Genomic DNA, 10,530 nt, shown 5'->3' on the forward strand with positions numbered 1-10,530 from the left:
GTTTCTCGCTTTCCTACGACCGACGCTAGGAAGCGGGAGGCGGGTGTTTAACCTGGTGAACCCTCCGAGTGGGGTGGGGTTTTCCTCCGGGCGGACCCCAGGCGGGCCTCCTGGCGGGGCCGGGCCGCCACGCGCACAATGGGCGCATGCGCGCTCTCTGCACGGTGCTCGCGGCAGTCGGCGGGTGCGCGATCGTGCTGGCCGTCGCACTCGCCCTGGCCACGGGCCAGAGTCAGCGGTCCCTGGTCGGCTGGATCCTGGTGGGGCCGTTGCCCATGTACGCCGTGAGCCTGGCGGCCTTCCTGCGCCGGCCCGACAACCTGGTGGTGCGCTGGCTGCTCGTCAGCGGGGCCGCGTTCGCCGTCGAGGTGTTCCTGGGCGACCTGGTGCTGGTCCTCATCGCCGACTGGCCGGCCGCGTGGGCCGTGGCGCTGGTCCGGCAGTGGGTGGGCCTGGTCAGCGTGCTGGCCGCGATCGGGTTCATCGGGCTCTTCCCGGTGGGCCGCGCGGAGCGCCCGTTCGAGCGGTTCGTCATGTGGACCATGACGGCCCTGGTCGTGCTGATCCCGTTGCTCAACGCGCTGTCCGACCTCACCCTGGTGCGGGGGATGTACCCCGGTGCGCAGCCGGTTTTCCGCAGTCCCGTCTTCGTCGAGTCGCTGGCCCCGCTGGGGCCCTCCATCGTCGTGCTGTACCAGGGCTTCCCTCTGTGGACCATGCTCAGCTTCCTGCTGCTGGCCATGCGCTATCGGCGGGCGCCGTTCGACCAGCGCCGCAAGATCAGATGGCTGCTGTTCGGCAGCGTCGCCGCGGCCGTCTTCTGGATCCCTGAGCTCCTCATCGTCTGGCTCACCGGGGAGGACTCGTTCGTGTACGCGGTGGTCGACGCCGTCAGCTGGCCGATGACGATGATCATCATGCTCGGTGTGATGCTCGTGGCGCTGTTCCACGAGGGGGTCTTCGGCATCGACCGGCCGGCCCGGCGCTCGCTCGTCTACCGCCTGCTGTGGTCGCTGATCACCGTGGGCTACGTCGGCGCCGCCGCCGGCATGGGCATCCTGGTCGGCCTGTATCTGCCGGTCGGCGCCGCCGTGCTGCTGGCGATCGGCGTGACCCTCCTGCTCCAGCCGGTGCGCGGGCGGCTGGAACGGCTGGCCGACCGGTGGGTCTTCGGAGCCAGGCTCGACGGCTACCGGCTGCTCAGCCGGTTCGGCACGGCGCTGGAGAGGGCGCCGGGCCCGGCCGAGCTGCTGCGGGAACTGGCCGAGACCGTGCGCCGGGGGCTGAACCTGACCTGGGCCCGGGTACGCCTCGACCCGGACGTCGCCGAGGCCGGGGACGCGCAGGAGCCCGGCGCCGGGGAGCGGGCGGACCCGGTGCTGGTGGTCCCCATCACCCATGGCGAGACGGTGCTGGGCGGCATCGAGTGCGGCCCCCGGCGGGACGGCCCGCTGCTGGAGGAGGACCGCCGCCTGCTGGGCTATCTCGCCGGTCAGGCGGCCTCCGCCCTGCACACCATCCACCTCACCGCCGAGCTGTCCGCGCAGCTGCGGCTGATCCGGCGGCAGGCGGCCGAGCTGGCCGCCTCCCGTGAGCGGGTCTCCCAGGGGCAGGACGCCGAACGCCGCCGCATCCAGCGCGACCTGCACGACGGCGTGCAGCAGGAGGTGGTGGCCCTGACCGCCAAGCTGGGTCTGGTACGGCAGCGGCTGCGGCGCGGCGACGCGCGGGCCGAACAGGACCTGGCCGACCTCCACCGGGACCTGGGCACGCTCCTGAACGACCTGCGCGAGTTCGCGTACACGATCCACCCGCCGGTCCTCAGCGACCAGGGGCTGCTGGAGGCGGTCGAGGCCCAGGCCGCCCGCCTGCCCGTGCTGATGGAGGTCAGGGCCGATCCGGCGCTGCGCGGCGCGCGTTTCCCCTCCCACATCGAGGCCACGGCCTGGTACGCGCTGGCCGAGGCCCTGTCCAACACGGTCAAGCACGCGGAGGCGAGCCGGGTGGAGGTCTCGCTGCGCCGGTTCGACCACCGGCTGATGCTGGCGGTCCGGGACGACGGCCGGGGATTCGACCCGGCGGCCTCCCGCGGGCTGGGCCTGACCGGGCTCGCCGACCGGCTGGACATCGCCGGCGGGACCCTGCGGGTGCGCACCGCCGAGGGCGGGGGCACCGAACTGTGCATGGAGATTCCCCTGACCCGGCTGGAGGACGAGGATGCCTGAACCGCTGCGGATCGTCATGGCAGAGGACAACTATCTCGTCCGGGAGGGCGCGCGACGCCTGCTGGAGGACTCAGGCGAGGTCGTCGTCCAGGCCGCCGTCGGCTCCGCTCCCGAACTGCTCGACGCGGTACGGCGGATGCGCCCCGAGGCCGTGCTGACCGACATCCGCATGCCGGCCGGCGCGGTCCCGGGCCTGCCCGCCCACGACCCGGCCCCCGTCCGGACCGGCGCCCCGGCCGGTGCCCCCGGCGGGGCCGCCCAGGCGACCGCCGGGGCCGACCGGAACGGCCGGGCGATGGAGGGCATCGACGCCGCCCACGCCATCAAGGCGGGCCACCCGGAGATCGGCGTGGTCATCCTGTCGCAGTACGTCGACGAGTCCTACGCCTTCGAGCTGTTCCGCGACGGCACCGCCGGGCTGGCCTACCTGCTCAAGGACCGCATCGGCGACCTCAACCGGCTGCTGGAGGCGCTGCGCGAGGTGACCCGCGGCGGATCGGTCATCGACCCCCAGGTGGTCGAGGCGCTCGTCACCCGCCGCGTCCGGCTGCGCGAGTCGCCTCTGACCCTGCTCACCACCCGCGAGCTCGACGTCCTGCGGGAGATGGCCCAGGGGCGCGGCAACGCGGGCATCGCCGCCGAGCTGACCCTGTCGGAGTCCTCCGTGGAGAAACACGTCAACGCCATCTTCGCCAAGCTCGGCCTCACCGCCGAGCCCCTTGTCCACCGGCGCGTCACGGCCGTGCTGACCTTCCTGCGCGAGACCGGCCTGCGCCGCTGAGACCGCGGCCGCGCGGCCGTACCCGGTCAGGACGGCGGCACCGGCCGGCGTGTCAGGCGGGCCGCGCCCCGGTGGGCGTCAGGCGGATCGGCGGAGCCCGGTGGGCGTCAGGCGGATCGGCGGAGCCCGGCGAACTGCAGGCCGGCGAAGGCCGCGACCGCCACGGCCTGGGCGATCACCATGGCCGTTCCCAGGCCGGTCAGCGGGAACCAACCGGCGACGAGCGTCTCCACACTGGCCACCACCCAGGCGGCGTTGACGGCGATCACACCGCCCGCGGCGGCCTTGGAGATCACCGGCCGCGACGACAGCACGAGCAGGGCGGCGGCGAAGGCGAGGAGGAACGCCCCGGCCGGGTAGAGGAAGGCGGCCGGGAGGCCGAACATCTCGCCGTACAGCGCGGCGGCGGCGACGTAGAGGAGGCCGTTGGCGCCGGAGGCCACCGCGTCCAGCCGCAGGGCCAGGCGCAGCAGCGGGGCGGTGCGGGCGGCGGTGGCGGTGGTGTTCGCGATGGCGGTCATGAACTGCTTCCTTTCGTCGTGTTCCTGCACTCACGACGCTACGGAGATCGGCTCGGGACCGAATCAGTCATCATGACGGTAGGAGTAATTGGCCGAATGACCCCGGTTAGGTAGATTCCGCACCATGTTGCGGGGGCGGGCCGGGGAGCAGGCGGAGATCGACCGGTTGCTGGCGGCGGCCCGGGCGGGCACCAGCGGGGTTCTGGTCGTACGGGGTCAGGCGGGCATCGGCAAGTCGGCGCTCCTGGACTACGCGCGCGAACGCGCCGAGGGTTTCCGGGTGCTCCGCGGGACCGGCGTCGAGCCGGAGGCCGAGCTCCCCTTCGCCGCGCTGCACCTGCTGCTGCGCTCCGGCCTCGACCGGATCGACGCGCTCCCGCCGGTCCAGGCCGCGGCGCTGCGGGGCGCGCTCGGGCTCGGCGCCGCGGCGCCGGAGAACCGCTTCCTCGTCGGGCTGGCCACGCTGAGCATGCTGGCCGAGCTGGCCGGGGACGGATCCCTGCTCTGCCTGGTCGACGACGCCCAGTGGCTCGACCGGGCCTCCCTCGACACCCTGCTGTTCGCGGCCCGGCGGCTGGAGGCCGAGGGCGTCGCCCTGATCTTCGCGGCCCGTGAGGGCCTGCCCGCCGCGGGCCTGCCCGAGCTGCACCTGCGCGGTCTGGACCGTACGGCCGCCGCCCGCCTGCTCTCCCCGGATCTGTCCCCCGACGTGCGGGAGCGGATCATCGGGGAGGCGCAGGGCAACCCGCTGGCCCTCATCGAGCTGCCGGCCGCCCTCACCGCCGGGCAGCGCGCGGGCCGGTTGAGCCCCGTCGAGGTGATCCCGGTGACCGGCCGGGTGCAGGAGGCGTTCGAGGCGCGGATCCGGGCCCTTCCCGAGTCCGCGCAGGAGGCGCTGCTGGTCCTGGCGGCCGACGGCCGGGGCACGCTGGGCGGGCTGGTGCGCGCGGGCGTCTCCCCCGCCGACCTGGAACCGGCCGAGCGGGCCCGCCTGATCACGGTCGACGACGCGGGGGCGGCCTTCCGCCACCCGCTGATCCGGGCGGCCGCCTACCGGAACGCGCCGCTGGCCCGGCGCCTGGCCGCGCACCGCGCGCTGGCGCGGGCCCTCGACGGCGAACAGGACGCCGACCGGCGGGCCTGGCACCTGGCCGCCGCCACGACGGCGCCCGACGAGGAGGTGGCGGCCGAGCTGGAGCGGGCCGCCGAGCGGGCGCGCACCCGCACCGGCCACGCCGCCGTCGCCGCCGCCTACGAGCGCGCGGCCGAGCTCACCCCCGACCCGGCCGGGCGCTCGGCCCGCCTGGCCGCCGCCGCGGTGGCGGCCGGTGACGCGGGACTGATGCGTCGCGCGAACGCGCTGGCCGCCGAGGTGTCCGGCGACCTCGCCGACCCGGCGACGATCGCGCATCTGACCCAGGCCCGCGCCCACCTGGAGTTCGAGCGGGGCACCCCGGCCGAGGCGGGCCGGATCATCGCCGACGGCGCCCGCCGGGTGGCGGCCGGGGACCCGGAGAAAGCGGCGTATCTGTGGGTGGAGGCCATCCGCTGCGCCTGGTTCTCGGGCGAGACCGGCCTGGCCGCGCAGGCGGAGGCCGAGCTCTCCGGGCTCGTGGAGCGCGCGCTCGCGGAACACGTGGGATCCGGAACGGCGGGATCCGGAACGGCCACGGGAACGGGGGCGGTCGCGGGGGCCGGAGTGCCGGGGGCGGTTCCGTGGTCGGGGGCGCCGCTGCCGGCCGGGGCGCTGGGACTGGCCAGGTTCGTCGCCGGGGACGTGGCCGCGGCGGTGCCGCTCATGACCACGCTGGCCGAGGGGTACGAGTCCGCCGGCCTGGGGGTCCCGGGGCTGCTCATGGCCGCCTCGCTGGGCGTCCCGCTCGGCCGTCCGGACCTGTGCGAGAGGCTGGCCGCCCGGGTGGTCGAGGACTGCAGGGAGCGCGGGATGGTCGCCTGGCTGACCCTCGCCGCCCAGGACCACCTGGTGGCACGGGCCGGTCTGGGAGAGTACGGCGAGGCCAGGTCCGAGCTGGACGAGGCGCTGGGCCTGGCCGCGGAGCTGCGCCAGGACCACCGGGTCGCCCATCTCACCTGCGTCCTGGCCTGGCTGCTGGCCCACCAGGGGGACGAGCGGGGATGCCGGGAGGCGGCGGAGGAGGGCCTGCGCCACGCCGGGACCCACGGGCTCGCCCTCGCCTCGGCCACCGGCGCCTGGGCGCTCGGCCTGCTCGAACTGAGCCTCGGCCGGGCGCGGGAGTCCCTGGCCCACCTGGAGGGCGTCTCACCGGAGCGGGCGTTCAGCGTCGCCGTCCAGTTCGCCCCCGACCAGGTCGAGGCCGCCGTCCGGGCCGGTCGTCCGGACCGCGCGCGGGAGCCGCTGGAGCGCTATCTCGAATGGGCGCGGCACGTGCGGCGGCCGGAGTCCGACGCGATCGCCCTGCGCTGCCGCGCTCTGGTCGAGGACGAGGAGGAGTACTTCGCACGGGCCGTCCACGGCCACGCCGGAGCCGGGAGGGATGCCGCCCAGGGCGATGCCGGGGGCGAGGGGGAGCGCTTCGCACGGGCCGCCCACGGGCACGCCGGGGGCGGGCAGCCGTACCAGCACGCCCGCACCCGGCTCGTCTACGGCGAGTGGCTGCGCCGGGCCAGGCGCCGTGCGGACGCCCGGACCCAGCTGCGCGCCGCGCTGGAGATCTTCGACCGGCTCGGGGCGGAGCTGTGGGCCGAGCGGGCCCGCGCCGAGCTGCGCGCCACCGGGGACGTGCCCGCCGCTCCGCGCCGGGACGGCGACCCGCTCAGCGTGCTCACCCAGCAGGAGCGCCGGATCGTGGCCATGGCGGCGACCGGCGCCTCCAACCGCGACATCGCCGCCCGGCTGTTCCTCAGCCCGCGTACCGTGGGCTATCACCTGTACAAGGCGTTCCCCAAGCTCGGCGTCTCCTCCCGGGCGGAGCTGTCGCGCCGGCTGGACGGGCGGCTCACGACACCGTGAAGGGCCGCGAGGCGCCGGTGAAGGGCGTGACCCGTCCCAGGAGGCGCTTCCAGTCCCCGAAGTGGACCACGCGGTAGGTCCCGGCGGGGGTGTCCGGCTCGACGTCCCAGGTGACGGTGGCCTTGGAGGTGCCCGTCACCCCGTTGACGCGGGTCCAGCGGTATCGGGTCTCCCAGTCCCCGTCGTCCAGGTGGCGCCGCCACTGCCCGTCCACCAGACGCTGCACCTCCAGGTAGGTGCCGTTGCGGCGCAGGTTGTTCTTCGGGTGGCCGGTGACGAACTCCACCGTCACGGTCTCCCCGCGCCGGTAGGAGGCCGCCGGCTGGACCAGCACGTCGCCGAAGGAGGTGGAGGGCATCGGGCTGTCGAGGACCACGCCCGTCTGCAGGGTGAACTGCCGCGAGGACAGGTCCGGCGGGACCGGCCCCGGGGCCGCCGGGACGCCGTCGCGCAGGGACGCCGCGAGCCCGGCGAACTCCTGCTGCTGGGCGGGCAGGGTGTAGGGGCCGTACAGCGTCGAGCCGCCCTCGTACTGCTGCAGGCGGTACTCCTCCGGCGTCGTCACGTACTGGCTGTAGGCGTTGGCGTAGCCCTGCATCAGCACGTTCTCCGTCGGCACGCCCAGCTCCTGGGCGATCGTGCGGCGGATCCGCAGCCCGGAGACGATGGTGTACTCGGCGGGACCGGCCGCCAGGTAGAACTGGCCGATCTTGACGATCTGCAGCGGCAGGATGTTCGGGGTCGCCCGCACCGGCTCGGTGATCAGGCCGGTCGGCACCAGGTTCGCCTTGGGCGCCTGGCAGGCCAGCAGCGAGGCGGAGGCCGGGACCTCGAAGCGCTCCAGAACCCTGCCGATCGGGCCCGTCATCCCCTCGCGGAAGCCGGGGACGGCCGGTCCGTCCTCGACGCTCCCGGCGAGGGTGGACGCGCCGACCATGGCGGTGCAGGTACGGTGCTCCTTCCCGTCGGGGGTGAAGCGTCCCCCGACGGTCACGTTCTCCATGTCGACGTACCGGATCCGGGAGTCGACGCTCCCGGTGACCGGCGTCGTGGCGGCGTCGTAGACCTCCTTGGCCTTGGCGAACTGGCGCTCGCCGATGATCCGGGTGTTGTCGACCTCGTTCTCCGTCGGCCCCGAGCCCGGCCGCAGGTTCAGGTTGGGGGACATGTCCCCGGCGTTGGTGTTCGGGAAGGCCGCCACGAAGCCCGGCGCCGGGTCCAGATAGCGCACGCCCTCGTGGTCGTGCTCCCAGGCGTAGGCCGCGTACCCCTTGTTGTCCGGGCCGACCAGGGTGTTGGTGTTCGTCATGGACGTGTTGTGGGTGGCGAACCAGCTGATCGCGCCCACGTCGGCGTCGCCCTGCCGCAAGCGCAGGACGGTCATCGCCGGGTCGACGGCGCCGGGGAAGGCCGCCCTGTCCCGGGCGGGGTTCTGCTCGAAGGCCGTCCGCGACCGGTTCACGCTGGCGTCGGTCAGCTCGCCCCTGCCGATGGTGATGCTGCCCGGCTTGAGGTCGTCGTGGGCCTCGGAGACGGACTCGACGATGCCGTCCACGATCGCGTCGAAGGTGGCCTTCTGGAAACCGAGGCCGGCCAGGTTGTAGGCCAGGTGGTGGGAGAAGCCGCCGGGGCCCGCGTGCGTGTGCGTGGCCGACAGCAGCACGTTCTGCTCGCCGTACAGCGGCCCGTAGCGCTGTGCCAGCTCGGCGAGCACCTTCTGCCGGACCGCCTGGAAGATCATGGCGAGGTCGGCGTTGACGTACGCGACCCGCCTGCCGCTGGCCCGGTCGACCACGACGAAGGCCCGCGAGCGCTGCCGCTGGTGCAGTCCGGTGGCCTTCTGCTCGAAGCTGGAGTAGCCCATCATGCCGACCTCTGCGACCTCTCCCGTGACGTCGGAGATGCCGCGTCCCACCAGGTAGGGGGCCGGATCGGCGGGTACGGCCCGGGCCACCGGCGGGCCGAGCGGGGACAGCGGGCCGAGCGGGGACAGCGCGCCGAGCGTTCCGGCGAGCAGCAGGGACAGAGACCATCGTCTGGAACGCGCGAACCGCATGCATTCTCCTGGGGGGCCGAGGGCAGGAAATCGCAGCCGCAAAACATGAGTTGAAGTCATGTTGTGATCGCCGTGCCGCTCTGTCAAGGGTCGTGAACCCCCGGGAGAGGGGCCGGTCCTCCCGTCCGCGGCCCGCGCCGCGGGCCCCGTCCCGGACGGCCGCGCAGGGTCCCGGAGAGCGCGGCGGAGGCTTTTCCGCACGTCGTGGACGATCTCTTTCCTCCTTCGTTTAGCCAGGCCAGGATGGGTAGACGGCAGGCGGTCGACCCCCCTCAAAAGAAAAGAGTTCGGGCATGACTGACGAGAATCTGTGGAGCTACCGCCCGGATGTCTACGCCGGGGACCGGACACTGGACCTCATCGGCTTCGACGTGGAGACGCCCGCCGACGGGAAGGTCGGCAGGGTGGCGGAGGAGAGCACCGTTCCCGGCGACAGCTACGTCGTCGTCGACATGGGATCGCTGATCTCCCAGAAGAAGATCAAGGTGCCGGCTGGCCTGGTCAGCCGGGTGGACCCCGGGGAGCGCAGGATCCACCTCTCCGTCAACAGAGTGGAGATCGAGCGGGGGCCCGTGACGAACGGGTCCGATGTGTGAGGCACGCGCCTGAGGGCAGCGAATTCTTGCAGCTCCAACGGGAAATGGAGCCATCTGTCAGTCGGGGGAAGGGGTCGGCGTGGTGCACGAGCGTTCCGCATTCCGCCTTCGGAGGATCACCGTGCCTCCGGGGAGCGCCGTACCTTCGAGGAGGACCGGGTCGCGCCGCGCCCGGGCCACCGAGGTGCTGAAAGCGGGGGTGGAGGAGGAGTTCTTCCTCGTCGACCCCCGGACCGGTGAGACGGTCCCCTACGTGGAACGGGTCATGGCCGTGGTGCGGTCCCGCGAGCTCGTCCAGCGGGAGTTCGCCTCCTGCCAGATCGAGACCTGCTCGACCCCGCACACCGAGATGGACGCGTTGCTGCGCGAGGTGACGGGGCTGCGGGCCGAACTGGCCGCCGCGGCGCGGGCGGCGGGCTGCGAGCTGGTCGCCTCCGGGTGCGCCCCGCTGGAGAACTCCGCGAGCGGCGCGCCGCTCACCCTGGGGCCGCGCTACCGGCGCATGGCGGGCGCGTTCGGGGCGGTGGCGCGCGGGGAGAAGTGCTGCGGCTGCCACGTCCACGTGGAGGTGCCCGACCGCGAGGAGGCGGTGCAGGTCTGCAACCACCTGCGGCCCTGGCTTCCCGTCCTGCACGCGCTGGCGGCCAACTCGCCCTTCACCGGCGGCGCCGACAGCGGGCACGCGAGCTGGCGCGCGATCGCGTTCGGGCGGTGGCCCAGTTTCGGCATACCGCCGTACTTCGAGTCCGCCGCCGACTACGAGGCCACCGTCGGCATGCTGCTGCGGTCGGGGGTCATCCTGGACCGGGGGATGCTGTACTGGCTGGTCCGGCCCTCGGACCACGTTCCCACGGTCGAGATCCGGGTGGGCGACGTGTGCGCCACCGCCGAGGAGACCGTCCTGTACGTCGCCCTCGTCCGGGCGCTGGTGGCCACCGCGCTGAGCGACGTCCGGGCCGGGGTGGCGGCTCCCCGGGTGCCCGACGAGGTCCTGCGCGCCGCGTTCTGGAGAGCGGCGCACGACGGCCTGGAGGGACACGGGCTGGAGCCGGTCTCGGGGACCCTGATGCCGGCATGGCGGCTGGTCGGGGACATGGTCGACCACGTCCGCGGGGCGCTGTCGGCGGCCGGGGACATGGAGCGCGTCACCGCGGGCCTGGACCGGCTGCGCCGCGTCGGCTCGGGCGCGGCACGCCAGCGCGAGGCCTACGCCCGGCGGGGGAGCATCCACGACGTGGTCACCGTCCTGACCCGCCAGACCGCCCCCGACCTGGCCACCGCCGCCCCCTGACCCGCCCCGCCCCGGCGCTCCCGGGGCGGCGAAGCTCGGGCCGGCGTTCCCGATGCTCCCGGAGCGGC

General features: G+C 74.1%; 7 protein-coding genes. 5 read left to right on the forward strand and 2 right to left on the reverse strand.

The window, feature by feature from the left end; all coding sequences use genetic code 11:
• Positions 1-146 precede the first annotated feature (146 nt).
• Together Pta02_RS01670 and Pta02_RS01675 are read left to right on the forward strand one after the other, a co-directional pair.
• Positions 147-2,225: a sensor histidine kinase gene (locus tag Pta02_RS01670; protein WP_203872803.1), complete on the forward strand. Its 2,079-nt coding sequence runs from the start codon at positions 147-149 to the stop codon at positions 2,223-2,225.
• A complete protein-coding gene (locus Pta02_RS01675; RefSeq protein ID WP_203872804.1) occupies positions 2,218-3,006 on the forward strand; it encodes a response regulator transcription factor in 789 nt (262 codons plus the stop codon). The genes Pta02_RS01670 and Pta02_RS01675 overlap by 8 nt, the downstream gene beginning before the upstream one ends.
• Positions 3,007-3,113: 107 nt before the next feature.
• Here the strand turns inward: Pta02_RS01675 and Pta02_RS01680 are convergent, their stop codons facing one another.
• Positions 3,114-3,527 carry a hypothetical protein gene (locus tag Pta02_RS01680; protein WP_203872805.1) on the reverse strand — a complete coding sequence of 138 codons (414 nt, stop codon included), beginning with the start codon at positions 3,525-3,527 and terminating at the stop codon, positions 3,114-3,116.
• 124 nt (positions 3,528-3,651) lie between these two features.
• Between Pta02_RS01680 and Pta02_RS41775 the strand changes: the two genes are divergently transcribed.
• Complete coding sequence (locus Pta02_RS41775; RefSeq protein WP_203872806.1) at positions 3,652-6,519, forward strand: helix-turn-helix transcriptional regulator; 2,868 nt, start codon at positions 3,652-3,654, stop codon at positions 6,517-6,519.
• On the opposite strand, the gene Pta02_RS01690 is transcribed toward Pta02_RS41775, so the two are convergent.
• Positions 6,506-8,575 carry a neutral/alkaline ceramidase gene (locus Pta02_RS01690; RefSeq protein WP_203872807.1) on the reverse strand — a complete coding sequence of 690 codons (2,070 nt, stop codon included), beginning with the start codon at positions 8,573-8,575 and terminating at the stop codon, positions 6,506-6,508. The two genes, Pta02_RS41775 and Pta02_RS01690, sit on opposite strands and share 14 nt — an antisense overlap.
• A gap of 293 nt (positions 8,576-8,868) precedes the next feature.
• Between Pta02_RS01690 and Pta02_RS01695 the strand changes: the two genes are divergently transcribed.
• Positions 8,869-9,171 carry a PRC-barrel domain containing protein gene (locus Pta02_RS01695; RefSeq protein WP_203872808.1) on the forward strand — a complete coding sequence of 101 codons (303 nt, stop codon included), beginning with the start codon at positions 8,869-8,871 and terminating at the stop codon, positions 9,169-9,171.
• Between the two features lie 121 nt (positions 9,172-9,292).
• Positions 9,293-10,462 (forward strand): carboxylate-amine ligase, encoded by a 1,170-nt coding sequence (locus Pta02_RS01700; RefSeq protein ID WP_203872809.1) that lies wholly within the window; start codon positions 9,293-9,295, stop codon positions 10,460-10,462.
• Positions 10,463-10,530: the final 68 nt, after the last annotated feature.

The organism is Paraplanobispora takensis, assembly GCF_016863195.1.
GTDB lineage: Bacteria > Actinomycetota > Actinomycetes > Streptosporangiales > Streptosporangiaceae > Planobispora > Planobispora takensis.

Coding starts and splice junctions, on each gene's coding strand:
- Pta02_RS01670 (WP_203872803.1), top strand. CDS start 147: ATGCGCGCTCTCTGCACGGTGCTCGCGGCAGTCGGCGGGTGCGCGATC.
- Pta02_RS01675 (WP_203872804.1), top strand. CDS start 2,218: ATGCCTGAACCGCTGCGGATCGTCATGGCAGAGGACAACTATCTCGTC.
- Pta02_RS01680 (WP_203872805.1), bottom strand. CDS start 3,527: ATGACCGCCATCGCGAACACCACCGCCACCGCCGCCCGCACCGCCCCG.
- Pta02_RS41775 (WP_203872806.1), top strand. CDS start 3,652: ATGTTGCGGGGGCGGGCCGGGGAGCAGGCGGAGATCGACCGGTTGCTG.
- Pta02_RS01690 (WP_203872807.1), bottom strand. CDS start 8,575: ATGCGGTTCGCGCGTTCCAGACGATGGTCTCTGTCCCTGCTGCTCGCC.
- Pta02_RS01695 (WP_203872808.1), top strand. CDS start 8,869: ATGACTGACGAGAATCTGTGGAGCTACCGCCCGGATGTCTACGCCGGG.